This is a genomic window from Amycolatopsis sp. CA-230715, from assembly GCF_018736145.1.
GTDB lineage: Bacteria > Actinomycetota > Actinomycetes > Mycobacteriales > Pseudonocardiaceae > Amycolatopsis.
Window position 1 is genome coordinate 7,619,323 of sequence record NZ_CP059997.1, and the last position, 24,269, is coordinate 7,643,591.

23 protein-coding genes are annotated in these 24,269 nt (G+C 69.3%); 13 read left to right on the forward strand and 10 right to left on the reverse strand.

Translation table 11 applies throughout. The features are described 5' to 3' along the window. Window positions 1-38: 38 nt before the first annotated feature. The 3 genes from HUW46_RS36190 to HUW46_RS36200 form a co-directional block, all read right to left on the reverse strand. Window positions 39-1,277: a DUF6801 domain-containing protein gene (locus HUW46_RS36190; protein ID WP_215543217.1), complete on the reverse strand. Its 1,239-nt coding sequence runs from the start codon at window positions 1,275-1,277 to the stop codon at window positions 39-41. Between the two features lie 380 nt (window positions 1,278-1,657). Beyond that, on the reverse strand, window positions 1,658-2,611 hold the full coding sequence (locus HUW46_RS36195) for an asparaginase (protein ID WP_215543218.1): 954 nt from the start codon (window positions 2,609-2,611) through the stop codon (window positions 1,658-1,660). A gap of 78 nt (window positions 2,612-2,689) precedes the next feature. Further along, window positions 2,690-3,400, reverse strand: coding sequence for a Clp protease N-terminal domain-containing protein (locus HUW46_RS36200; RefSeq protein ID WP_215543219.1), 711 nt, complete (start codon window positions 3,398-3,400; stop codon window positions 2,690-2,692). 63 nt (window positions 3,401-3,463) lie between these two features. Between HUW46_RS36200 and HUW46_RS36205 the strand changes: the two genes are divergently transcribed. The 4 genes from HUW46_RS36205 to HUW46_RS36220 are packed head-to-tail and all read left to right on the forward strand — an operon-like array spanning window position 3,464 to window position 7,716. Continuing rightward, window positions 3,464-4,747: a hypothetical protein gene (locus HUW46_RS36205; RefSeq protein ID WP_215543220.1), complete on the forward strand. Its 1,284-nt coding sequence runs from the start codon at window positions 3,464-3,466 to the stop codon at window positions 4,745-4,747. 9 nt (window positions 4,748-4,756) lie between these two features. Continuing rightward, window positions 4,757-5,257: a DUF1772 domain-containing protein gene (locus HUW46_RS36210; protein WP_215543221.1), complete on the forward strand. Its 501-nt coding sequence runs from the start codon at window positions 4,757-4,759 to the stop codon at window positions 5,255-5,257. Then, window positions 5,235-6,365, forward strand: a complete 1,131-nt coding sequence (locus HUW46_RS36215) for an acyl-CoA dehydrogenase family protein (protein ID WP_215543222.1) — start codon at window positions 5,235-5,237, stop codon at window positions 6,363-6,365. Before HUW46_RS36210 ends, HUW46_RS36215 begins: the two co-directional genes overlap by 23 nt. Next, the gene (locus tag HUW46_RS36220; RefSeq protein ID WP_215543223.1) at window positions 6,358-7,716 is read left to right on the forward strand and encodes an NtaA/DmoA family FMN-dependent monooxygenase; all 1,359 of its coding nucleotides are present in this window, start codon (window positions 6,358-6,360) and stop codon (window positions 7,714-7,716) included. The genes HUW46_RS36215 and HUW46_RS36220 overlap by 8 nt, the downstream gene beginning before the upstream one ends. Here the strand turns inward: HUW46_RS36220 and HUW46_RS49125 are convergent. Further along, the gene (locus HUW46_RS49125) at window positions 7,713-8,141 is read right to left on the reverse strand and encodes a class I SAM-dependent methyltransferase (protein ID WP_215543224.1); all 429 of its coding nucleotides are present in this window, start codon (window positions 8,139-8,141) and stop codon (window positions 7,713-7,715) included. The two genes, HUW46_RS36220 and HUW46_RS49125, sit on opposite strands and share 4 nt — an antisense overlap. Window positions 8,142-8,281: 140 nt before the next feature. Between HUW46_RS49125 and HUW46_RS36230 the strand changes: the two genes are divergently transcribed. After that, window positions 8,282-8,542, forward strand: coding sequence for a hypothetical protein (locus tag HUW46_RS36230; RefSeq protein ID WP_215543225.1), 261 nt, complete (start codon window positions 8,282-8,284; stop codon window positions 8,540-8,542). Next, entirely contained in the window at window positions 8,539-9,684 is a 1,146-nt protein-coding gene (locus tag HUW46_RS36235) for an HNH endonuclease signature motif containing protein (protein ID WP_215543226.1), read from the forward strand. Before HUW46_RS36230 ends, HUW46_RS36235 begins: the two co-directional genes overlap by 4 nt. Here HUW46_RS36235 and HUW46_RS36240 read toward each other — a convergent pair. Beyond that, window positions 9,659-10,618: an Lrp/AsnC family transcriptional regulator gene (locus HUW46_RS36240; protein ID WP_331477171.1), complete on the reverse strand. Its 960-nt coding sequence runs from the start codon at window positions 10,616-10,618 to the stop codon at window positions 9,659-9,661. The two genes, HUW46_RS36235 and HUW46_RS36240, sit on opposite strands and share 26 nt — an antisense overlap. Window positions 10,619-10,700: 82 nt before the next feature. Between HUW46_RS36240 and HUW46_RS36245 the strand changes: the two genes are divergently transcribed. Then, entirely contained in the window at window positions 10,701-11,504 is an 804-nt protein-coding gene (locus HUW46_RS36245; protein ID WP_215543227.1) for a class I SAM-dependent methyltransferase, read from the forward strand. Here HUW46_RS36245 and HUW46_RS36250 read toward each other — a convergent pair. Continuing rightward, window positions 11,480-12,853 (reverse strand): MDR family MFS transporter, encoded by a 1,374-nt coding sequence (locus HUW46_RS36250; protein ID WP_215543228.1) that lies wholly within the window; start codon window positions 12,851-12,853, stop codon window positions 11,480-11,482. The genes HUW46_RS36245 and HUW46_RS36250 overlap by 25 nt on opposite strands. A 90-nt stretch (window positions 12,854-12,943) precedes the next feature. Between HUW46_RS36250 and HUW46_RS36255 the strand changes: the two genes are divergently transcribed. Then, window positions 12,944-13,519 carry a TetR/AcrR family transcriptional regulator gene (locus HUW46_RS36255; protein WP_215543229.1) on the forward strand — a complete coding sequence of 192 codons (576 nt, stop codon included), beginning with the start codon at window positions 12,944-12,946 and terminating at the stop codon, window positions 13,517-13,519. Between the two features lie 218 nt (window positions 13,520-13,737). Here HUW46_RS36255 and HUW46_RS36260 read toward each other — a convergent pair whose 3' ends face one another. From HUW46_RS36260 to HUW46_RS36270, 3 genes are read right to left on the reverse strand one after another with little or no spacing between them, the layout of a single operon-like run. Then, a complete protein-coding gene (locus HUW46_RS36260) occupies window positions 13,738-15,360 on the reverse strand; it encodes a phospholipase C (protein WP_254125232.1) in 1,623 nt (540 codons plus the stop codon). A 28-nt stretch (window positions 15,361-15,388) separates the two neighbouring features. Continuing rightward, window positions 15,389-16,594, reverse strand: coding sequence for a Dyp-type peroxidase (locus HUW46_RS36265; protein ID WP_215543231.1), 1,206 nt, complete (start codon window positions 16,592-16,594; stop codon window positions 15,389-15,391). Continuing rightward, on the reverse strand, window positions 16,591-17,760 hold the full coding sequence (locus HUW46_RS36270) for an EfeM/EfeO family lipoprotein (protein WP_254125234.1): 1,170 nt from the start codon (window positions 17,758-17,760) through the stop codon (window positions 16,591-16,593). Before HUW46_RS36270 ends, HUW46_RS36265 begins: the two co-directional genes overlap by 4 nt. A 219-nt stretch (window positions 17,761-17,979) precedes the next feature. Between HUW46_RS36270 and HUW46_RS36275 the strand changes: the two genes are divergently transcribed. Further along, entirely contained in the window at window positions 17,980-18,861 is an 882-nt protein-coding gene (locus HUW46_RS36275; RefSeq protein ID WP_215543233.1) for a helix-turn-helix domain-containing protein, read from the forward strand. Window positions 18,862-18,919: 58 nt separating this feature from the next. Continuing rightward, complete coding sequence (locus tag HUW46_RS36280; RefSeq protein ID WP_215543234.1) at window positions 18,920-19,366, forward strand: SRPBCC family protein; 447 nt, start codon at window positions 18,920-18,922, stop codon at window positions 19,364-19,366. A 23-nt stretch (window positions 19,367-19,389) separates the two neighbouring features. Here HUW46_RS36280 and HUW46_RS36285 read toward each other — a convergent pair whose 3' ends face one another. Further along, window positions 19,390-20,190 (reverse strand): IclR family transcriptional regulator, encoded by an 801-nt coding sequence (locus HUW46_RS36285; RefSeq protein WP_215543235.1) that lies wholly within the window; start codon window positions 20,188-20,190, stop codon window positions 19,390-19,392. 325 nt (window positions 20,191-20,515) lie between these two features. On the opposite strand from HUW46_RS36285, the gene HUW46_RS36290 reads away from it, so the two are divergent. From HUW46_RS36290 to HUW46_RS36300, 3 genes are read left to right on the forward strand one after another with little or no spacing between them, the layout of a single operon-like run. After that, window positions 20,516-21,625 (forward strand): mandelate racemase/muconate lactonizing enzyme family protein, encoded by a 1,110-nt coding sequence (locus HUW46_RS36290; protein ID WP_215543236.1) that lies wholly within the window; start codon window positions 20,516-20,518, stop codon window positions 21,623-21,625. Beyond that, window positions 21,613-23,115: an aldehyde dehydrogenase gene (locus HUW46_RS36295; protein ID WP_215543237.1), complete on the forward strand. Its 1,503-nt coding sequence runs from the start codon at window positions 21,613-21,615 to the stop codon at window positions 23,113-23,115. Before HUW46_RS36290 ends, HUW46_RS36295 begins: the two co-directional genes overlap by 13 nt. Further along, complete coding sequence (locus HUW46_RS36300) at window positions 23,112-24,260, forward strand: iron-containing alcohol dehydrogenase family protein (protein WP_215543238.1); 1,149 nt, start codon at window positions 23,112-23,114, stop codon at window positions 24,258-24,260. The genes HUW46_RS36295 and HUW46_RS36300 overlap by 4 nt, the downstream gene beginning before the upstream one ends. Window positions 24,261-24,269 lie beyond the last annotated feature (9 nt).

Sequence of the window (24,269 nt, forward strand, 5' to 3'; positions counted from 1 at the left end):
CCCGGCCCATGGTGCGGCCGGACGGGTTTCCGCGGTACTTACTTCCTGGTCAGGTTGAGCTCGAGCGTGTTGCCGTCGCTCTTCACGAACCAGTTGATGTAGTCGTTCAAGCCGCCGCAGTCCTTGACCGCGGCCAGCGAGTAGGTGCCGGACAGCTTCCCGCCCTTGAGCAGGTCGAAGTCCGGCGCCGTCTTCAGGTCACTGGTCGACGGTGCGGTGGTCTGGCACTTCGGGTCCGAGCTGATCGGGATGCCGAACAGGTTGATCGTCGGCAGGAACACGTCGAACTTCACGTGCGCCACGAAACCCTTGTCGACGAGTTCACCGTGCTGCTCGCCGTTCTGCACGACCTTGATGTCCGAGCCGCCGGGCAGGAAGCCGAGCAGCTTGAAGTCGGTGTGCGAAGGGTCGAGCTTCAGGTCGCCAACGAAGGTCTTCTTGCCGAGATCCGCGTCCGCGTCGAAGGAACCCTTGATCGGCGCGGTGCTGCCGAGGGCCTTCAGCGCGGTCTGACCGGCGATGTTGTAACCGATCTTGGTGCCACCGGTGTTGGGCGGCGTCGTGGGGTTGGTCGGCGGCGTCGTCGGGTCGGTCGGCGGAGTGGTCGGCTCCGTCGGCTTGGTCGGCGGCGTCGTCGGGTCGGTCGGCGTGCCGCCGCCTTCACCGATCTTGATCGTCTTCAGCACGTTATTCTGACCAGCGTCCTGCTTGCACGGGGCGTTGATCGTGCCGTCGGGGGTGATCTCGGTGACCGAGCCGTCTGCCTTGCGGGGCGTGACCTTGAGGGCGATGTCGCCCACCGTGATCTTCGCGTCGCCTTCCTTCTGGAAGGTCAGCGACGGGGTCTGGCCCTGCACGTTGATCGGCAGCTCGCCGCTCGCCGGGACGTTGGTCTTCGGCACCGCCATCTTCACCGTCACCGGCAGGTTGATGCCGGGTGCTTCGACCTTGGCGCTGGCGTTCGACTCCCCTTCGAGGGTCGTCGCACCGATCAGGCCGAGGCCGTTCACGGTGTCGGCGTTGACCGTCGCGACCGCCTTGATGTCGAACACGCCGGTCGGCTTGCCGACCGGGACCGAGTCCGGCAGGTCGGTGTTGATGACGACCTTCATCCCCTGCGACCCGACGAGCGGGTAGTCGCAGTGGTAGTTGAGGGTCAGACTGACCGGCGACGCGGCACTTGTCTGCGCGCCGACGACCAGTGACACCGCGACCAGGCCGGTCGCACCAACAGCCGCGGCGGCCGCCAGCGCTTTCTTTCTGATAGGGCTACTCACGAATAATCCTTCCGTACGTATCAGCGGTGATACAAAACGGCGTGGAAATGCACGCGCACCGGGGAATCCGGGATGCGAACACAGTTAACGACCTAGCCGCTCGGGCGGCAAGGGTTATCGTGAGAAAAGTTACTTCCGGTTCGGAAATTATCATCCCGGTTCGTCCGGTTGTAGTGGCCACTAGCAACGCCACGAGGGGTTTTCCCGGCACGTGGACCGGCGGCGAAACCCGCTGCGCGATGACAAACCGGGATCGCGGAACTCGTGCCCGGATGACAAACCTGCGGTGGTGCAATTCTTTTGCCGTCGCGCCCACGCCGCTTTCGGTAGTGTTCCGCTGTGCTCCCACCCGTGTCGCCATTCGCGGCGCGGAGTGCGTTTCAGAGCAATGCGAACCATGTGCGCACGGCGTCGACACCGCCGGTGCCCAGTGCCACCATGAGCGCGCACCTGGCCTGCGACGGCGCCAGTCCGCGCGCGCTGATCGCGCCGACCTTCGTGGCGAGCCCTGCCTCGTACGGAGCCAGTTCCGCCGCGTCGGCGCGGGTGTGGGCGCGCGAGGCGAGCACCACCGGAATGTCCCATCCGGTCAGTTCGTCGATCGTGGTGAGCAGGTCCACCGGGACGTTCCCGGTGCCGGTTCCTTCGAGCACGATGCCGCGCGCGCCCGCGTCGGCGACCGCGGTGAGCAGTGCGGGTGGCATTCCGGGATAGGTCTTCAGCAATGCCACATCGGTTTCGGGAAGGTCCGTGGCGCGCGGGGGTCGCGGCGGTGCGAGCGCGGCGATTTCCACTCGCTCGCCGGTGACCCGGCCGAGCGGTGGCCGCGGCGCGGACGAAAACGGCGCCGCCGCCGTGGTGTCCACAAGGGACGCCCACCGGGCCGCGTGCAGCTCGCCGCCGGCGCACACGACCGCGCCGAGCCCGCGCAGCGCGGGATCCGCGGCGGCGAGGACCGAGTGCCGCAGGTTGGCCGTCCCGTCGTCAGGGGGACCGTGCCGGACGGCTCCGGTGAACACGATCCCGCCGCGCTCGGCGGCGGCACCGGCGAGCAGATCGGCCAGGTACGCGGTCTCGCACAGGGTGTCGACCCCGTGCGCGACCACGACGCCGGAGTAGTGCTCGTCGAGAACGGCCGCGCGAACTCGCCGTGCCAGCGCGAGCATCGTCGCCGCCGAGGTGTCCCAGCTCGGTTCGGCCATCATGTCCTCGGCGTGAACGTCCGCGCTGAGGACGTCGGGCCGGACACGGGCGACGAGGTCGAGGCACGGTTCGACGCCGCTGTGAAGCTGTGCGATGGTGTCTCCGGTCGAGACGACGAGCACGCGTTTCATCAGAACGCTCCTGTCACGATCGCGGTGAGCATGGCGAGCAGCAAGGTGGCACCGAGCACGGTGATCCGGGTGCGCACATCAGTCACCCACACCGAGTCCGGTGCGCTCTTCGAGCCTGGCCAGGCGATCCAGCACCGGCTGCAGTTCGGCGCGGATCGCGGCGGCCAGCGGGTTCGCGGCTTTGTTGCGGTGCAGGTGCGCGTAGCCGGTCAGCGCGGCGACCACCGCGCGGCGCGCGGAACGCTGATCGACCCCGAGTCCGCGCAGCACTTCCCCGGCCGCTCCGTCGGGCTCGGCGATCAGCCCGAGCAGCAGGTGCTCGCATCCGACGTAGTTGTGGCCAAGGGAAATCGCTTCGACGACGGTCAGTTCGAGGGCGTTCGCCGCGGGCCCGCTGAACCGGGTGGCCTCGGATTTTCCCGATTCGATGGGCAATCCGGTGGCGACCGCGGCGGGATCGACTTCGAGCGCGGGCAGGATCTGCAGTGCGAGGTTGGCTCCCTCGGCCAGCACTCCGTGCAGCAGGTGCTCGGTGCCGACCGAGGCGGCGCCCACCTCGCGCGCCTTCTCGATCGCGAGCCTGATCGAGGTGCGGGCCCGCGCGGTGAACTGGGTGAGCTTGGCCGTCGGGTCCTCGGTTTCCAGGTCGCCGAGCACGGTCGAGCGGATCGCGGTCACCCTGCGCGCCGACTGTTCGAGCGCCTGCTGGCAGATCGCGGACACCGGCAGGCCCGCCTCCTTGACGCTCTCGGCCAGTTCGTCCGGGAGGTACACGTTGATTTTCGGCATACCCCCATCTATACCCCCTCATGGGGTCATATTCAAATCGGTTGCGGTGCGGGGAGCTGAGGTGTGATCTTCCGGGGCATGCTGACCGAGCTGCACCTGCACTTCCACGGCTGCGTCCGCGCCAAGGTGCTGTTGCGGCACCTGGCGGAAACCGACGGCGAGCACTGGGACTGGTACGAGTCCGGGATGGCGGCCGCCTTCGGTGCCGTTCCGCCGACGCGGGAGATCGTCGAGCGGTACCGGCGCGGGGACGAGAGTGCGGAGGACGCCTTCGAGGAGCTGTTCGTGTTCGGCGACGAGGACGCCGGGGACTTCGACCGGTTCCAGGCGAAGGCCAACCTGCTGTGGGTCACCTCGGGCCCGTCCGCGGCGGGGAAGATCGCCGGGTTCGCCGCCGGGATCCGCGCCGACCACCGGCGGCAGGGCGTCGCGCACGCGGAACTGCGCGTCTCGGCGGACATGATGGCTGCACTCGACGGTGATGACGCGGAACGCTTCGCCATCTCGCTGGCGCGGTCGGATCCTTGGCACGACTGGGAAATCGTGCAGGACCTCGCGCTCGGGCCGCGCGGCCGAACGGTGACCGGGATCGACTTCGGTGGCAGGGAAGAAGGGCACCCGCCGAAGGCCAAGGCCGAGTTCTTCGCCGCCGTGCGCGAGTTCAACGCGGAGCACCCGGACCGCGCGCTCGCGATCCTTTACCACGTCGGCGAAAGCTTCCGTGACAAGAGCTTGGAAAGCGCCGTGCGCTGGGTGCAGGAAGCGGCCGAGCTGGGGGCGCACCGCCTCGGGCACGCGATCGCGCTCGGCGTGGACCCCGCGTTCTTCGGTACGCACAGCCGCTCCGAATCGGTCGACGAGCGCCGGGATCAGATCGCCTACGACCTCCGCCACGCGGCTGGGCTGCGTGCCGCTGGTGTGCCGGTCGAGGTGGCTTCCCTGCACGAAGAACTGGCGAGGTTGCCCCGTGAGGGGACCGTCGTCGTCGGCTACGACCACGCACGGCTCGATGAGGTGCGCCGTCGTCAGGGCTACGCGATCGAGCGGGTCCGCGCGACCGGTGCGGTGGTCGAGGTGTGCCCGACCTCGAACCGGCGGATCGGCGGCCTCGTCGACCCGGCGCACCACCCGGTGCACCGGTTCCTGTCCGCCGGGCTGCCGATCGTGGTCTCCTCCGACGATCCCGGCATCTTCGGCACCACGCTCGCCGCCGAACTGGACTGGGTGTGCGAGCACACCGGTGGCGGCGCGGACCTCCGGCGCGCACTGCTCGACACGGCGTGGCGGAGCCGATCGGAGGTGCTCACCGGGCGAATCGGGGCCCAGAAAGGACTGTCTCGGCGCTAGGCTGGCACGATGACGCGGAAAGCACTGGTCAGGCGGATGGCGGGGCTCGGCCAGTTCCACTGGTTCTTCGGCAACCTCTACGAAGCGGCGGTCGACGTGCCGCGGCTGCTCGCGGACGCCGCACCGAACCGCGAACCGGGGTTGCTCACCGCGGGAAGCCCGCTGCGGTACTACGGCCCGGCGGCCCCGGTCGCGCTCGCGGCGACCACCGCCGCGCTGACCTCGAACTGGCGGGAGGGCGGGGATCGGCGCGCCGTGGTGGCGGCCGCGGCCGGAACCGCGACGGCCCTCGCGCTGACCGCGCACCTCGTGCGTGCGGTCAACCTGCGCCTGCTGCGGGGCGGCGCGCCGTTGACCGAGGCACAGCTGACCGACCTCGGCAGGCACTGGCACCGGGCGAACGCCGTCCGGTTGGCCGCGCTCGCCGTGGCGATGGGGGCGCTGCGCCGCTCGGCGCCGCTCGGTCCGGCCGGGCAAGAATGGCGGAATGGCAGTGGAATTCACCAGTGAGCACCCGTTCGGCCCGCGAGCACCGGAACTGCGGTGGTTGGAGCTTGCCACGGAGCTGGCGGCGGGCTTCGCTGAGACGGCGGCGGAGTTCGACGACAGCGCCGAACTTCCGGTGGAGAACTTGCGGGCGCTGCACGCCTGCGGGCTGGACGCGGCGACGTTGCCGGTCGAGCACGGCGGGGAAGCGCTGAGCTACCGGACCTTCGGTGCGATCCTGCGGGTGCTGAGCGCGGCGTGCCCGTCCACCGCGTGCGTCTGGCTGATGCACATCGGCGCGGCGGGTGGACTGGTCCAGCTTTCCGCGCCCGAGGTCGCGCGGTTCTACGCCGACGAGCTGAAGGCGGGCCGCCGGTTCGCGAACGCGTTGTCGGAGCCGTCGGGTGGGAACTTGTTCTTGCTGCCGCAGCAGACCGCGGAGCCGGTCGACGGCGGCTACCGGATCACCGGGGCGAAGCGGTTCGTCAGCGGCTGCGAGATCGCGGACCACTTCCTGGTGAACGCGCTCGTCGACGACGTGCCGACGTTCTTCGGGCACGCGCCCGACGACACCATGCGGTACGTGCCGATCTGGGACACCATGGGGCTGCGCGCGTCGCGGAGCCAGCTCGTCACGTTCGACGGCACGGTGCTGCGGGCCGACCGCCGCTGCCCGCCCCCGACCGAGCGCAGGCCGAACCACATCGCCGCCGGGCTCGCCTTCCTTTCGCTCGGCATCGCCGACGCGGCACTGGCGGCACTCGTCGAGCACGCGCGATCGCGCACCATTCCGACCACCGGGGAACCGTTGTCCCACATGCAATGGCTCGGCTTCGAAGCAGCCGACGCCCGGCTCCGGCTGGACGCGGCGGCGCTGCAGTGCGGGCACTCGGCCTGGCTGGCGGACGAGAACTCGCCGGAGTTCGGACCGTCCACATTGGCCGCGAAGGCGATGGCGAACGAGGTCGCCCGGGAGATCGCGCAGTTGGGGGTGCGGGTCGGCGGCGGATCGGGCTATTTGAAGGCGTCCCCGATCCAGCGGATCTTCCGCGACGCGCAGGCGGGTGGGTTGATGGCGTATTCGGTCGAGGTGTGCAAGGACCGGATCGGGCGGGAGGTACTGGGTGCCTGACCGGCCTCGCATGCTGTTCAACGCGTTCCACATGGCCGCGGTGTCCCACCACGCGCAGGGGCTGTGGGCGGAACCGGACAGCAGGCAGCTCGAATACACCGACCTCGGCATGTGGATCGATCTCGCGAAACTGCTGGAACGCGGCGGGTTCGACACGCTCTTCTTCGCCGACGTGCTCGCGCCGTACGAGGAGTACGGGGGTTCGAGGGACGCGGCGGTGTACGAAGGAATGCAGTTCCCGACCTGCGACCCGTCGCTGCTGATCCCGGCGCTCGCGCACGCGACCGAACACCTCGGGTTCACCTTCACCCAGAACATCCTGCAGGAGCACCCGTACCCGTTCGCGCGCAAGATGTCGACCCTGGACCACCTGACGAAGGGGCGCGTGGCGTGGAACATCGTCACCACGTTCCTGCCTGGCGCCGGGCGCAACCTCGGGTTCGGTGGGCTGCCGGAGCACGACGAGCGGTACGCGCGCGCCGAGGACTTCGTGCGTGCCGCCTACGCGTTGTGGGAACACAGCTGGGATGACGACGCGGTCGTCCGTGATCGGGAACGCCGCCAGTTCGCGGACCCGGCGAAGGTGCGCGAAGTCGGCTACCGCGGCCCGTACTACACGGTGTTCGGCCCTCATCTCAGCGAGCCGTCACCGCAGCGGACACCGCTGCTGTTCCAAGCCGGGGTCTCCGCGACCGGTCGCGCGTTCGCGGGACGGCACGCCGAGGCTTTGTTCATCAATGCGACCGAGCCGGAAGCCGCAGCGCCCATCGTGGCCGACGTGCGCGCCGCCGCGGTGGCGGCCGGGCGTGATCCGAGGCAGGTGCGGGTGTTCGTGCCTCAGGTGTTCATCATCGGCAGCACCGAAGAGGAAGCGCGCAGACTCGACGCCGAACTCCTCGAACGGCAGACCGTCGAGGGAAATCTGGCCAGGATGAGCGTTTTCCTCGGCGAGGACCTCTCGAAGTACGACCCGGGGAGGCCGGTCGGTGAACTTCGCAGCAGGCCGGTCACTGATGTCGTCCGGAAACTGCTGGCGTTTTCACCGCGTGACGATTGGACGCTCGGTGAGCTGGTGCGGCGGTACGGGAATCAGCGTTCGGCCGGGACACCGTCGCAGATCGCCGATCGGGTCGAAGCCTGGCAGGACGCCGACGTCGACGGGATCAATCTGGGATATGTCGTATCACCGACATCGTTCGAAGACTTCGTCGATCATGTGACACCGGTGCTGCGGTCGCGGGGGCTCATGCAGCAGGAATACCGTGCGGGTACGTTGCGGGAGAAGTTCTTTCCCGATGGGGGACCTCGGTTGCCCGCTGGGCATCCTGCTCGGGTTCGACCGTCCGATTAGGATGGTTTGTGGGCCCGGATGGCCAGCATGGTAGGTGTCGGGTCGCTTCCTCCTTCTCCGAACCTGTCCAGTACGAGGCCCGCGTCGAGGAAGGCGTGGAGGAGTTCGGGAAGCGGCCAGTGGCTGGCACCCACCTTGTCGCGAATCCCTGGTCGGAGTATGCAGGTGACTTCGCGTAGCACCGCCCGGTGGTCGGACATGTCCGTGTGCGCCATGACGGTTACCGCCACTGGGACCGATTCGTTCCTCACGGGTAGGCGAATGGCGTCCGCTCGTGCTGATGCGAGGCGGTTTCGGGTGTACTTCAGCATTCCCGCGGAAAGGTCGATCCCGACGGGATGTCGGCCGAGTTCTCTGATCATCGGGCCGTTGATTCCGGTGCCGCAGCCGATTTCCAGGCAGACTCCTCCGCTGCGGCCCAGCAAGTCGTGAAATGCTCGTTCCAGGCCGATCTGCGATCTTGTCGTAGGGTGTGGTCATGTGGTCTGTTGTACACCGTCAGGGTCTCCGGGGTGTTTGCGTTTCGTCGTCGGCGTAATCTTTGCTCGCGTGTTTTGGTGGCGCGGTGAAGGTCTACGGCACGCCTGCGGCGCGCCGTGAGGAACGATTGCTCCACGGTGCAGGTCGCGTCGTTGGTCACCAGCAATCGTTCCTCACGGAACGAAAAGCAATTGGTCGCTTTGAGGTAGCGTTCCCGACGCACTGTCGGTCCCGATTGTTTTTCATCTTCTGTGTCGTCGTGGGCGCGTTGTGGCAGGTAGTCATCTTTTCGGTACACGATCAAGTGATGCTCGCTGCTTTGTGGGTGGGTAGAATTGTTTCATGAACACCAAACTGGTTTCCAAGTCTGATTCAATCAAGCGGCGGGTGGCGATTATTCGGTATCAGCAGGCGATGTTGCTGCGCGATATCGCGGATATGGATCACGAGTCGTCGCGAAGATCTACCGTGGGGCAGGTGGCGCTGCTGTGTTCGTTAACCCAGAACTCGGCGGAGCGGAAGACGGCGCTCGCTGACGCGTTGACTTCATACTTGCCGGAGACGCTGGCGGCGATGGAGAACGGGCTCATTGATGAGTATGCGGCCTCGCGGGTGTTCGAGGCTACTGCCTGCGTCTCTCGGGAGGTGGCGTCCGAAGTGGACGCTCGGCTGGCGGGGAGGTTCGAGAACCGGAACGCGCCCGCGCTGCGGCGGATAGTCAACTCCCTCCTGATGCGCATCGACCCCGAAGGGTACGAGCGGCGACGTAAAGCCAAGGCGGCGGCACGCAGGCTCGAAATCCGGCACGGGGATCATGGGTCGTCGACCCTGTTCGCTGAGCTGCCCTCCGATCGCGCGCAGGCCCTCTACGCGGCCTGTGACCAAGACGCATTGGAGAAAAAGCGGCAAGGCGACAAGCGCACCATGGATCAACTCAGGCTCGATGCCCTGGTCGAACGGTGCCTGGGTGGCGGCTGTGGAGGTAGGCCGAAAGCGCAGATCTTCCTGCACATCGATATGCCCACCCTGATGGGGCTGCGCAACAATCCCGCCGAACTCGTCGGGTGCGGCGAGATCTCACCGGAGTTGGCTCGCGAGATCGCCTTCGACGCCAACTCCGTCTGGAACCGCATCGTCGACGAACCCATGTCCAAGCTTCCCGTCGACCTCGGTCGGAAAAACTACCGGCCATCCAAGCGCATGCGGAAGTACCTTCAGGTCACGCACCGGACCTGCAGCATGCCCGGCTGCAACCGGCCCGCCCAGTACACCGACCTCGACCACGCGACAGCCTGGAAAGACGGCGGCCGCACCGACAAAGTGAACCTCCGGCCGTTGTGCCGGATCCATCACAAGTTACGCGAAGAACCCGGCTGGGAATTCACCACCGACCACAATGGACAACTCGTCGTCACCACACCCGACGGGCACAGCTACACTGGGCCGCCGCTCGACGAGGAGGTCAGGCGATCGCGCCCGCCCGCTTGACGTGGCGGGTGACGGGGGAGGTGTCGAGTCGCAGCACGCCGTCCAGTGCGCCAATGCCGGTGGTCAGGTAGTCGTACAGGCCATCCAGGTCGCGGCAGACCGCGAAGGCGGCGATGTTCGTCGAGCCGGTTGTCGCGGTGGCGTAGGCGATTTCGGGGTGTTTCGCCAGCGCGGCGGCGACGGTGGTGAGGCTGCCGGGAGCGACGGTCAGGTGCAGCACCGCCTGGCAGGTGTAGCCGAGCAGGGCCGGGTCGATGTCCACGTCGAAGCGGAGCGTGCCGGAATGGTGCAGCTCGGCCAGGCGCCTGCGGACGGTCGATTCCGAGGTGCCGGTGGTGGCGGCGAGGGCGGGATAGCCGGTGCGGCCGTCGACGGCGAGTGCGTGAAGCAGGGCGTGATCGGATTCGGTCAGGGCGACGGGATTTCGCGCGGCGGGGTGGTGGGGGCCGCGGACGCGGGCGATCTGGGCCGGGGTCAGCGCCGACGTGCGGGCCTGCCAGCCCGCGGTGCCCGCCAGCGGGCGCAGCATGCACTGCGCGGTCACCGAATCGATGCGCGGGGTGCGGGAAAGCTTGCGCAGCAACAAATGATCCGCACCCGACGGAGTGCGGGTGATGCAGGTCAGCTCGGTGCCACCGGAGGCGATCCCGACCCACGCGGTGTCGTCGCGGCGGGCGAGCGCGGTGGCGATCGCGGGAGCGGCGTCCGGGGCGCACCGGATCCGCACCAGCCAGTCCGCCATCCCGAGCCGCCGTTCGTCGGTGACCCCGACGACCCGCATCCCCGCCGCGCGCAGCCGCCGGTAGCGGTGCGCGACCGTGCGGTCCGACCGGTCCAGCGCGGCGGCGATCCGGCTGAACGGCGCACGGCCATCCACCGCCAGCGCGTGCACCAGCGCCAGGTCCAGTTCGTCGACCATGAGTGAATCCACCATCGAAGCGTAGATCCGGATCGAGATCCGGCAAAATCGACGCAAGCGGGGGCGGGAACCGCTCTCGGATGGCGACACTCGGGGCATGGCAGAACTCGACCCCGTCGCGCTCACCGGCAGGCTCACCGCCGCTCTGCGCGCGGAAGAAACCGACCGCCCCGACGCACTCTTCACCGACCCGTACGCGGCGAAGCTCGCAGGCGACTCCGGGAAAGCACTGCTCGCCGGGCTCGGGGAGAACCAGACGATCGCGGTCAGGACCAGGCACTTCGACGACCAGCTCGCCGGCGAACTGGCCGGGGGAGACCGGCGGCAGCTGGTGATCGTGGCCGCGGGGATGGACGCCCGCGCCTACCGGCTGGACCTGGCCGAGGACACGCGGGTGTTCGAGCTGGACCGCGAAGACGTGTTGCGCGTCAAGGAAGAACTGGTGGACGCCGCGCCCCGCGTGGCACGCACCCCGGTCGGGGTCGACCTCGCCGGGGACTGGGCACCGGCGCTCCTCGAAGCCGGGTTCGACCCCGCGCGGCCGTCGTGCTGGCTCGCCGAGGGGCTCACTCAATACCTGTCGCCGCCGGACGTGCTCGGCCTGCTCGACCGCATCACCGCGCTGTCCGCACCCGGCAGCACGCTGCTCATCGACATGGTCGGACAGTCCTTCTTGGACAGTCCGATGATGAAACCGATGCTCGACTGGTTCGCTGACCGGGACGCGCCGTGGATCTTCGGCACCGACCGGCCGGAGGACCTGCTCGCCGAACGCGGATGGCGGTCCGAAGTCACCCTGATCAGCGAGATCAGCAGCGCGCTCGGGCGATGGCCGTTCCCGGTCGTGCCAAGGGAAACGCCGGGCGTTCCGCAGGGCTATTTCGTGCGCGCCCGTCGCTGAACCGCCCACTTCGAGGCGGGGAGCAGAAAAGCGGGTACGAAGGCCACCGCGGCGAAGGCGAGCGCCCACCGGAACGCGGTCGCGAACGTGGTGGTCTGCAGGACCACGGCCAGCACCGCGGTACCGAACGAACCGCCGACCTGCTGCGTGATCCTGATCGCGCTGCTGCCGTGGGCGATCTCGTCCGGTGCGAGATCCTGGTAGGCACCGGCCATGATCGCCACGTTGGCCGCGCCGAGCCCGGCACCGCGGACCGCGAGCGCGACGCCGAGGAGCACTTCGCTCGTGCCGGGTCCGATCGCGGTGAACGGCAGCGTGCCGAGCACCGCCAGTGCCATGCCGCCGAGGACGATGGGTCTGGCGCCGATCCGGTCGGTCAGGCCGCCTGCCCAGCGGGTCAGCAGCGCGCCGAGGCCCTGCGGCGCGAGCACTAGCCCCGCCGCGAGCGCGGTGTGCCCGCGGACCTGCTGGAAGTACAGCGGCAGCAGCATCATCACGCCGTAGAGCGAGAAACCGTTGACGAACTGGAGCGCGGTCGAAGCGCCGAAGGACCGCACACGGAACAGGCGGAGGTCCAGCAACGGGTCCTGGCGCCGGAACGCGCGCGAGCCGAACGCGCTCAGCAGGGCCGATCCCGCGACGAGCGGAACGAGCACGGAGGCGTGCCCGAAGCCGCCGAGGGCACCGACCCGCGACAGGCCGTAGATCGTCGCGCCGAGACCGGGGGAAAGCATCAGGAGCCCGACGACGTCGAGCCGTGACGCCGGTTTCGGTGCCGACGACGGCAGCCCCCGCCATGCGAGCGCCATGCCGAGCAGGCACAGCGGCACGTTCACGAAGAAGATCCACCGCCAGCTGAAGTCGGCGACGATCGCCCCGCCGAGGACGGGGCCGAGGATCGGGGAAAGCACGGCGACCAGCGTCACCACCGTCATGATCCGGCCGAGCCGCTGCTTCCCGGCCGCCTTGACCAGCACGGTCTGCATGATCGGCTGCATTAGACCGCCGCCGAAGCCCTGCGCCACGCGGAACGCGATCAAGCTCCCCGCGTTCCACGCCAGCCCGCACAACGCCGATCCGCACGCGAACAACGCGAGCGAAAACAGCCACATCGGCTTTGCGCCGAAGCGGTTCACCGTCCAGCCAGTGACCGGGACGGCGACCGCCAGCGCGAGCAGATAGGCCGTCGTCACCCACTGGATCGTCACCAGCGAGGCGCCGAGATCGCGGCCGAGGCGGTCGAGCGCGACCAGGACGATCGTGGTGTCGAGCAGCGGCGCGATGCCCCCGACCATCAGGATCGCGGCGAGTTTGAGCAGCCCGGCGTCCAGCCGGTCTTCTGGTCGCATATCCACTCCGTTAAGAGACGTTGTGTATCTAACAGACGGCAAGGTAGCCTGAAATTCTAAGAAACACAACGTCTCTTACCGGAGGTGTGGATGGCGCCGCAGACGCGACGGCGTGGCGAAGCGCTCGAAGCGGCTTTGCTGGAGGCAACGTGGGCGGAACTGGGCGAAGTCGGTTACGCGGCGCTGACCATGGAACGGGTCGCGGAGCGGGCGAAGACCAGCCGCATGGTGCTCTACCGTCGGTGGCCGAACCGCGCGCGGCTCGTGCTGGCCGCGATGCGGCGCCAGGTCGTGCCGATCACCGAGGACGTGCCGGACACCGGTGAACTCCGCGGGGACGTCCTCGAAGTACTGCGCCGGATCGTGGCGCACTACCGGCAGATCGGCGCCGACATCACGCACGGTCTGATGTCGGAGTTCCCCGATCTCGCCGATGACGTGCTCACCGTGGTGCCCGAGGTGCTGGGCCGCATCCTCGAACGCGCTGCGGAACGGGGAGAAGTGCCGTCGCGCGAGCTCCCGGGCAGGGTGCTGACCCTGCCGGCGGACCTGGTGCGCCACGAGCTGCTGGTGACTCGGCGACCGGTGTCCGAACGCGTGCTCGCCGAGATCGTCGACGACGTTTTCCTTCCCCTGCTCAGTTCCGGGCGAAGTAGCGAAGGGTGACGATGCCGGAGCCGTGCGGCTAGCCGTGCACGAGTTCGAGGTTCGCAGGCCTGGTGAACAGGGGCTGTCCGGCACCGAGTGCGACCGGGTAGAGCTTGACCCTGTACTCGTCGACGACCCCGGCGTTGACGAGCTGCCGCCGAACAGGACCACGTCCTTTCCGGGCTTGTCCTTCAGCGCGGCGATCTCGGCGGCCGGGGTGGCCACCTCCCCGGGGCTCAGCGGGTGACGGCGCCCGTCTTCGGGTCGAGCGGCAGCTTCCCGCCGCGCGGCCACCAGAAGTCGAGCATGTTCCACATCCCGCCCGCGCGGGAGTCGAACGAGGAGTCGCCGACCCGGCCGGTGAACCAGTTGTCCTCGATGAACCGCAGCACCGAGGTCTGGTCGGTGTGCGTGTGGTCGACGAAGTTCACCTTGCTGAACGGCGAGATCACCAGCAGCGGCAGCCGGGGGCCGTACCCGCAGCGGTCGGCGTAGGAGCCCTGCGTGGTCGGCTTCCCGGTGCACACCGCCTGATCCTGCTCGGCGTCGTGCGAGCCGTTCAGGATCCGCGAGTTGACGTGGTCGTACCAGCCGTCGGAATCGTCGTAGGCGAGCACGACCGCGGTCGAGCGCCATTCCGGCGACTGCTGGATCCGGTTGATCTCCTCGGCCACGAACTGCTGCTCGTCCAGCGGGTCCGAATAACCCGCGTGCCCGTCCTGGTATTCGGGGGCCTTCAGGAAGCTCACCGCGGGCATCGAACCCGCCTTCAGCGAATCGTTGAAATCGCTGACGTCGTACTGGTGGTTCGCCTGGTCCGGCTGGCCGATGGCGTGCACCGACGACGGCGGCACGTGCTTCGGGTTCGCCGTCGACGGGTAGTACTGGAACGGCTCGTGGTGCGGGCTGTAGTCCACAGAGGACTGACCGCCGACGTTGGCGTGCTTCTGCCCGCACACGGCGTACCCGTTGGCGGTCCCGGTCGGCCGGAACCCGCCCTGGAACCAGCCCCAGGTCACGTGGCGCTGGTTGAGCAGATCGCCGATGTTGCGGCCGTGCATGGTGCCCAGGTTGTCCTTGGCGGTGTGGTTCTTGTCCGAGCAGTCGTCCCACGCCGGATCGGGGTCGTTGATCATGGTGCCGATGCCGTGCTCGTCGGGCGACTGGACCACGTACTTGTCGGAGACCGGCTCGTGGGTCACCGGATCGACGGCCTGCACGCCGTGCGTGTTGCCCGAGATCAGGTTGATCGCGCCGGGCGAGGAGGGCCCGAACACGGTGTTGAACGAGTTGTCGTTCAGCGAGTAGTGCTGTGCGTAGTTCCACATCCCGGTGACGGTGTTGCCGTCGTAGTAGTCCATCACCAGACCCGGTTCACCGAACAGGATCGGCTGGCCGGTGCACTTGTCCGTCTCGGTCTTCTCCACGAACTTGTCCATCTTGCCGCCGTTGAACGCGGCCTGCTCCGCACCGTAGTTGTGGTTCTGGTCGCAGGTCAGCGCCTGCTCGTGGGTGAGGCGCTTCGGGTTGTACGCGTTGGGGTTGTCGGTCAGCAGGTCGTGGCTCAAGCCGTTGACCTTCGGCGTGTGCGGCGCCGGCCGGAACGGGGTGCCGTCGGTGTTGGCCGCGTTCGGGTAGGTGCCGAAGTAGTGGTCGAACGAGATGTTCTCGCCGAAGATCACCACCACGTGCTTGATCGGGCTGACCGTCGGAAGCCGGTCCGCCGGCAACGCGTGCGAGGGTTGTGCGGGTACCGCGGTCGCCGCCGAACCCGCGGCGACGGCGAGCACGGCGACCGAGGCGAGCGCGCCGACGCCGTAGAGCCGGCGGCGTCGCCGCCTGCCGAATCCTTCGTCCACTGTGGATCCTCCTGGTGTGGTGGGGTGGTCAGGCGAGCATCGCCCTGCCGTAGTGGTCATCGGGGCCCGTCACGCCGGGCAGCGCGAAGAAGTAGCCGCCGCCGAACGGGGAGATGTAGTCGACCAGCGGTTCGTCGGCGAGCCTTGTCTGCACGGCTTCGAACTGGCGCTCGAGATCCCGTTGGTAGCAGGTGAAGATCAGGCCCATGTCCAGGTTTCCGTTGGCGTCGACACCGCGGTCGTAGTTCACCGACCGGCGAAGGATGCGGCTGGAGTCCGCTTCCGGGGTACGGGGATTGGCCTTGCGGATGTGGCTGGTCAGCGGGATCACCGTGCCGATCGGGTCCTCGGCGAACCGCGGCACGTCGTTCTCGTCGGCACCGTCGAGCGGGGCCCCGGTGTCGCGCCTGCGGCCGAAGATGTTCTCCTGCTCGGCGATCGAGATCCGGTCCCAGAACTCCACCAGCATCCGGATCAACCGGATCACCTGGTAGCTGCCGCCTTCGGTCCACCGTGGCTCGTCGCCGCCCGTTGTCCACACCAGACCGTCCAATTCGGACCCAGACGGGTTCGAGGTGCCGTCCTTGAAGCCCATCAGGTTGCGCGGCGTGCCGGACGGACGCGGCTGGGAGCTGAACCCGGCCAGCTTCCACCGCAGTTGCATCCCGCCGCGGGTCGCCCGCGCGATGTCGCGCAGCGCGTGCAGCACGGTGTCGGTCGAGCTAGCGGACAGGGTGAGGCTGAGGTCGCCGTGGCACTGCGCTTGCTCCAGCGCGTCGTTGACGAAGGTCGTCATCGGCTTGAGCTTCGCAGGTTTGCGCGCGGCGAGGCCGTACCGGTCGTCGAACAGCGACGCGCCGACACCGACGACCACCGACAGGTCACCCGAGGGCACGACCGGGCCAAGTACCCCGGAATCCGTTGGTGGCGCGGTGATCCCCATCGACGACGGTGCACCGCCGCTGGTGAGGAACCGGGCGCGATCGGTCGTGGCACGCAGGAGATCCGTCAGCTCGGCCCGGTTTTCCGCGACGACGTCGAACGAGGCCACGACGCTCTGCGCGGCTGGCTCGCGCAGGATGCCGCCCTGCCGGGTCCCGTGGAACGGCACTGGAACCGGGCCGGTGGCCGCGCTGCTCGCGGTGGCCGTGCCGAGCCCGATCGCGGTCGCCCCGGCGGCAGTCGTCCCCGCGGCGGCCCGCCGCAGGAACGACCGGCGGGGAAGGCCCGTCACGAGACCCTCCGAGGCTCGGCGATGGCGGCGATCGGGGCGAGCAGTTCGGTCAACTGGCTCACGTCGCCGTTGAGCTTGCGCCGCTGCTTCTCGCCGAGCTGTCCCACCGGCGTCCACGACCCGTCCGCCTTCCGCGCGCCGTCCAAAGCGGACCGGGTGCGGTCCAGCCAGGTGTCCACGGTGGACAGTCCGGGGTAGCGCGGCGCGAGCAGCGGGCGGAGGACGTCGAGCACGGCGCGGGTGCCGTCGAGGTTGGCGCGCGCGGTGGCGAGGTTCGTTCCGCTGCCGTAGTCGGTGCGGCCGGTGAGTTCGAACTGCAGGGTGTTCTCCATGATTTCGTGTGCGCGCAGCGCGAGGTCGTTGCCGTCCACCTGGCTGTCGCCGAAGGACTGCCGCAGCGTCTGCGCGTCGGCGTCGAGCCGGTCGGCGACCGCGCCGAGCGCGCCCATGTCCTCGTCGTGCCACAGCCCGGATTCGAGCCGGTGGAACCCGGTGAACCCGGGATCCGACGCGCCACCGGGCAGCCCGGCCGCGGTTCCGTTGAGCGCGCCGTCGGAATCGCCGAACGCGCCGTAAGCGGCGCCGAGGCGTTCGTAGGTGAGGTGCGCGGTAAGCCATGCCGCACGGCTCGCCGCGCGGTCGCCCCGGTGCACCGCCTCCTTGACCGCTCCGGTGTTCGCGACGAGTTCGCCCAGTCCCGCCGTCACGTGCTCGTGGTACTTCTTGAGCGGCTCCAGCAGGTCGTTGCGCGTGACCGGGGCGACGCCGGGGGAGCGCTCCGCCCCGCCGCGCACGGTGGCGACCGGGCCGACGATCGCCGACGAGTCCTCCGGCAGGCAGCGGAAGGCGTAGGCGCCGTTGCCGAGCGTCACCTGGAGCGGGCGCGTCGTCTGGGCGCCGAGCCCCTCGACCTCGCCGTAGATCACCCCGGTCGCCGGGTCGATCAGGTCGACCTCCGCGGTCACCGAGCCGACGTTGTGCAGCCGGAAGGTCTGCGGTCCCGGCTTCGGATCGGCCCACCCGGTACCGCAGGCCGACCGCGAAACGGTGATCTCCGGGTCGCTGGCGGCGGCGTCCTCCGGCCACAGCGCGATCGCGACCACCGCCACCACGGCCGCGGCGATCGCGACACCCGCGATCCACCGGACGCGGAGAGATCCGGGCACGCACCTGCTCCTGCCACTCGAATGGGTTACCGGAGGCATTATGCGAGCCGGAATGGGGAAACGGGTACCCGCCATCGGGACCGTGCGCGGAATTCACCCGCTCTTCAACCGGATCAGGGAGCAATCGGCCGAATCGGACCGAATTCCCCGTGGGCTTTTTCGTCCGTTGGCGTGGATAGTCCCTTTTATCGGCGGCGTGCGATCGACTAGATTGGCGGGGTGTTCGACTCGCCCGACTTCGATCTCGCGCCGTACGCGGCGGATTTCGGTGCGTCGGCGCCGGTGCGGCGAAGCTACTGCAGCTGGACCGACGCCGGCTGGCGGTCGCTGCTCGTGCAGTGCTTCGAGCACGTGCCCGAGGTCGAGGAGCTCCCGGTGCCCGGGGTCGCCGATCTGCACCTCGTGCTGCACGTGGCAGGCGACGTGACCATGCGGACCCGCGCCGACGGCAAACCGGTCCAGGGGCGCTGGGCGCCCGGCAACCTGGAGCTGATGGTGCCCGGCCAGTCGGTTGTGCGCGACTACCGCGCGGCCAGCGCGATGCGCACCATCCAGGTGCACATCCCGTCCGCGACCGTCGAGCGGGCCGCGGCCCAGCTTGGCGGGCCCGCGCCGGACTTCGAAGCGCTGGCCGCCGCGGCGAGCGCGGGCGATCCGGTGGTCGAGAACCTCGTGCGCGCACTGCCCGCCGCCGCGGGCGCGGGCGAGCTGTACGCGGAATCCGCCGCGGCGTTCCTCGCGACGCACCTGCTGGCGCGGAGCGCGGAACCGCGTCTGCCCGGTCCCGAGCACGCCGCGGTCCGCGTGGCCACCGCCGTCATGCGGGAGCGGCTGGCCGAGCCGCTGACGCTGGCCGAGATCGCCGCCGAAGCGCATCTGAGCGTGTACCACTTCATCCGCGTCTTCCGGGAGGCCACCGGCGAGACGCCCCACCGCTACCTCACCCGGCTGCGGATCGAGCGGGCGCGGCGGCTGCTGTCCGGCAGCACCCTCACGATCGGGCAGATCGCCGAGCGCAGCGGGTTCGGCAGCCCCGGCTCGCTGTCCGCGGCCTTCCTGAGCCAGGTCGGCGTCCGGCCCTCGGTGTACCGCAACACCTGATCGACACTCCGCAATCCAGCGCATTTCCCCGGCGCGCCCGCCCGCTTAGTTTTGTTTCGTGCCAAGCAGTTACGCCTATGACGCGACAGCCACTTCGACCGCACCGCCCGCCGTGGTGTGGCGCTTGCTCCTCGACGCCCGCACCTGGCCCGTCTGGTCGGCCGTCGACGACCTCGACCTCGACCGGTCCACCGGGCTCGATCCGGACGGCAGGGACCCCGTCGGCGCGGTCCGCGCGTTCCGCACCGGCCGGACGGTGACCGGCGAGCGGGTGACCGGGCTCGTCGAAGAGCGGCAACTGACCTACGAAGACGCCTTCAACCGGGCGATCCACGACTACCGGGCGGTCGTCGACCTCGCGCCGGCACCGGGCGGGGGCACGCTCATCCACTGGCACGGCACCTACGCCACCCGCTGGGGGATGGGCTGGCTGATGCGACGCGTCATGCAACGCGTCATGCAGCGCATGGCCGACGGTCTCGCAGCCTACGCGGAGTCACGCTAGCCCGATGACCGTCCGAATCGGACTCAGGTCGGCCACGCCGTCGGCGGAGCTTCCGGCCGGAAGCCCAGCTGTCCCGAAACCTCCTCCGCGGCCAGCGCCGTGGCTCGGCCCGCTTCGGCGAGGCGGTCGCCGACGCGCTCGCCAGGAGCGGAGATGTTGAGCGCGGCCACCACCCTGCCACGGAAGTCCCGGATCGGCGCCGAGACGCCCGCGAGTCCTTCCTCGAACTCGTCGCGGACGCGGGCGTAGCCGTCGCGGCGGCATTCCTGGATCTTCGCCCACAGCTGCGGCAGCGTGCGGACCTCGGAGCGCGGGCTCGTCATCGCGGGCTCCGGGAACCGCACGTACAGGTCGTCGGGCGTGGCGTCGAGCAGCAGCACCCTGCCCGCCGACGTGCAGTACGTGGGCACTCCGCGCCCTTCCCAGCCGTGCACCCGGAACGAGTGCCCGGACACCGACAGCAGGGTCAGCACCTCCTGGTCCCGCAGCACGCACAGGTGACAGGTTTCCTCGACCTCGGCCGACAGCTTCCGCATCACCGGCTCGGCCGCCCTGGCGAGGCGGTCTTCGACGGTGCGGGCGACGAGGGAGAACAGGCGCCAGCCCAGCCGGTATTCGAGGGTGTCCGGGTCCCGCTCGACGACGCCTTCGTCGGCGAGCGCCTTGAGCGCCCGCGACACCTGGCTCTTCTCGCGGCCGGTCAGCTGGGCGATCCGGACCACGCCGAGCCCGCCCGCGTGCTGGGCCTCGGCCGAGGCCAGCGATTCGAGCAGATCGAGATCGCGGCGCAGGCCGTGGCCGTGCTGGCGGGAAGACCTCGGCATGGCCGCAGCCTAGTTGGCCTGTATCGAAGTGGCGGAGCCACTTGAGTGGGCCGTCAACCGGCTCCGCCGCGGGTTCTCAGGTGGTTCCTCGCGAGGACAGCTCCACCGTGGTGACCTGGCGGTCATGAGGTGGAGATCCCGGAGTGAGGGGCCGCCTGAGGTTCCGCTGCCGGCACCGCCACGCAAAACAGTTCGAAACAGTCTCTAGTTGGCCTGAGCGCAACGGAGGTTGCGATGTGCCGGGTGATCTTGCCCGGACGCGCGGCGCGCTGCGAGGCTCTGCGTCCCAGAGCCCCCGCGGAACTCGATCGTCCGGAGCCGCCCGTTGAAGATCACCGAAATCACCCTGGACCGGTTGCGGCTCGACCTCGACCCGCCGCTGCGCGCCGCGTGGGACCCGGAGCCCCGCCGCCATTTCGACGCGACGATCGTGCGCGTGCACACCGACGAGGGCGTGACCGGCATCGGGTCCGGCGACACCATGGACGGGTTCGCCGCGGTCGAGCACCTCTTCGTCGGCGAAGATCCGCTCGACATCGTCCGGCACGTGAAAGCGATCGAGACGGCGAACTTCCACGGCGGAAACTACTGGCCGCTCGAGGTCGCGCTGTGGGACATCATCGGGAAGGCCGCCGGGCTGCCGGTGGCCGCGCTGTTCGGCAATGCGGCGAAGTCGTTGCCCGCCTACGCTTCCTCCGCCGAGCTGAAAACACCGGAGGAACGCGTCGAAACGGCATTCGCGGCCCGTGAAGCGGGATTTCGCGCGATGAAGATCCGGATCGACCGCGACCGAGCCGACGAAGGCGTCGCCGCGGTCGCCGCGGTGCGGGAGGCGCTCGGGCCGGGTTTCGAGGTGATGGTCGATCTCAACCAGTCGTGGCGGATGGCGGGCGACACCGCGGACGCCACCGATCTGGTAAGCACGCGCAGGCTCGTGCGGCGGCTGGCCGAACTGGACGTGTTCTGGGTCGAGGAACCCTTGCCCTACGCCGATATCGACGGTTTCCGCGTGCTGCGGGCGGACAATCCCGGGGTGCGGATCGCGGCGGGGGAGATGCACCACTCGGTGCCCGAACTGGTGCGCTACCTCGAACAGGACGTGCTCGACGTGTACCAGATGGACGTGGTGCTGGCGGTCGGCATGCACCGCGCGCGCACGCTCGCCGAGCTGGCCGGGTTCAAGCACCGCGCGTTCACCCCGCACAGCTGGACCAACGGCATCGGCGTGCTGGCGAACCTGCACGTTTCGGCGGGTGTGGGCGGTGGGCCGTTCTTCGAATTCCCCTACGACCCTCCCGGATGGACATCCGAGCGCCGCGACTTCATGCTCGCGGAGCCGGTGATGGTCAACGGGGAAGGCGAAATCGAGGTGCCGGATCGGCCGGGGCTCGGTGTCGAACTCGACGAGGAGGCGGTCGCGCGGTGGCGGATCTGAGGGACCACGAGTACTGGCTGGCCGCGGCGAAGGCGATCAGCCCCGAGACGCGGCCGTTCATCGGCGGCCGGTTCGCCGAGCCGAGGTCGGCGGAGACGTTCACGAGCACGTCGCCGCGCGATGGACGGGTGCTCGCCCAGGTCGCCGACGGCAGTGCCGAGGACATCGATCATGCCGTCCGCGCCGCGCGGGAGGCGTTCGAGGATGGGCGCTGGCGGGATCTTCCGCCCAAGGAGCGCAAGCGAATCCTCTTGCGCTGGGCCGAACTCATCGAGGAAAACGCCGAGGAGCTGGCACTGCTCGACACCCTGGAAATGGGCAAGCCGATCAGCGAAGCGCTGCGGGTCGACGTCGCGAAGACCGCGGAGACGATCGCCTGGTACGCCGAAGCGATCGACAAGACCTACGACGAGATAGCGCCCACTCCCGGTGACGCGCTCGCGCTGGTCACCAGGGAGCCGCTCGGTGTCGTCGGCGCGGTGGTGCCGTGGAACTACGCCCTGCTGATCGCTTCCTGGAAGCTCGGGCCCGCGCTCACGACGGGCAACTCCGTGGTGCTCAAGCCGGCGGAGCAGACTTCGCTCGCGGCGCTCGTGCTGGCCAGGCTCGCCTCGGAGGCCGGGCTCCCCGACGGCGTGCTGAACGTGGTGCCCGGTCAGGGCGAGGTCGCGGGGCAGGCGCTCGGCAGGCACGCGAGCGTCGACAAGATCGCGTTCACCGGATCGGCCGAGGTGGCCAGGATGTTCCAGGTCTACGCGGGCGAGTCGAACGGCAAGCAGGTGGCGGTCGAGGCAGGGGGCAAGTCGCCCCAGCTCGTGCTGCCCGACGCCGATCTCTCCTCGGCGGCGACGGCGGTGGCCTGGGGGATCTTCTACAACGCCGGGCAGACCTGCAACGCCGGTTCGCGGGTGATCGTGCCCGCCGAGCTGAAGGACCGGCTGCTCGCGGAGATCGTCGACGTCACCACCCGGACCTTCCGGCTCGGCGACCCGCTCGACCCGTCGACCGTGCTGGGCCCGCTCGTGGACGAGGTGCAGCTCGAACGCGTGCTGTCCTATGTGGACATCGGAGTGGCCGAGGGTGCGAGCATCGCGCTCGGCGGTGCGCGCGTGCGGGAAGACGAGGGCGGCACGTACCTCGAACCGACCATTTTGGACGGTGTGCGGCCGGAATCGACCGTCGCGCGCGAAGAGATCTTCGGGCCGGTGCTGTCCGTGCTCAGCTACAGCGGCGACGTGGACGAGGGCGTCCGGATCGCCAACGACAGCGACTACGGGCTCGTCGCCTCGGTGTGGACGCGCGATGTCGCGGTGGCACACCGGGTCGCGAAGCGGCTGCGCGCGGGCACCGTGTGGGTCAACACCTTCGACGCCAGCGACGTGATCACCCCGTTCGGTGGTGTCAAGGCGAGCGGCGCCGGGCGGGACAAGTCGCTGCACGCGCTCGACGCGTACACCGCGCTCAAGACCACGTGGCTCGATCTCTCATGACCGTCGCGAGGTTCAGCGTCGAAGGCGGCGCCCGCGTCGAGTTCGGACCGGGCGTGCTCGCCGAGCTGCCCGATTTCGTCGCGGCACTGGGGAAAGCGCGGGCGTTCGTGGTCACCGATCGCGTGCTGCGCGCCACCGGGATCGTGGACAGGGTGGAAAAGGCGCTCACCCACGGCGGCATCGAACACGCGGTGTACGAGGACGTCGGCCCCAACCCGTCGACCGGGGAACTGGACCGGGGCGCGGCACGGCTGCGGGAGTTCGGCGACGCGGCGGTCGTAGCGCTCGGCGGCGGCTCGGCACTGGACGCGGCGAAGGGAATTTCCCTGCTGGCCGGGAATCCCGGTGCGGTGGCGGCCGATGCGGACTCGCTGTGGGACGCCGGTGCCGGGCTGCCGCTCGTCGCCGTGCCGACCACCGCGGGCACCGGTGCCGAAACGAACGGGTTCGGCGTGGTCGAGGACACCTGCGCGCGCCGGAAGGTCTACATCGGACATTCGTCGGTCCGGCCAGCGGTGGCCGTGCTGGACCCGGAGCTGACGCTGGGGCTTCCCGCGCGGGTCACCGCGTCGACCGGGATCGACGCGCTCGTCCACGGTATCGAGTCGCTGTCTTCTCGCGGGGCGACGACGTTTTCGACGGCCTACGCGGCACAAGCGATGGCACTGGTGAGCCGGTGGCTGCCGGTCGCCTACCGCGACGGCACCGATCTGGAGGCGCGCGCGAACATGCTGCTGGGCGCGCACCTCGCCGGGCGCGCGCTCACGTTGTCCGGGCTCGGCCTGGTGCACGGGATCGGGCACGCGCTCACCGCGCACACCGGCACCCCGCACGGCGTCGCGCTCGCCGCCGTGCTGGAGGAGGTGATGGTCTTCAACGCGCCCGCCGCGGACGCCGCCTACGAGCAGGCTGCCCGCGCGATGGGCGTGCCCTCCGCCGCCGGGGGATGGGCGGAGGCGGCGATCGACGCCGTGCGGGCGATCTCGGGTGCGGTCGAGGTGAAGCGGCCGCTCCGCGAACTGGGCGCCGAACGCGACCGGCTCCCGATCATCGCCGCCGACGCGATCGCCGATCCCGTCACGAAGAACACCCCGCGCCCACCCGACGAAGCGGCCGTACTCGACCTCCTCCACGCCGCCTACTGACCCACGGGC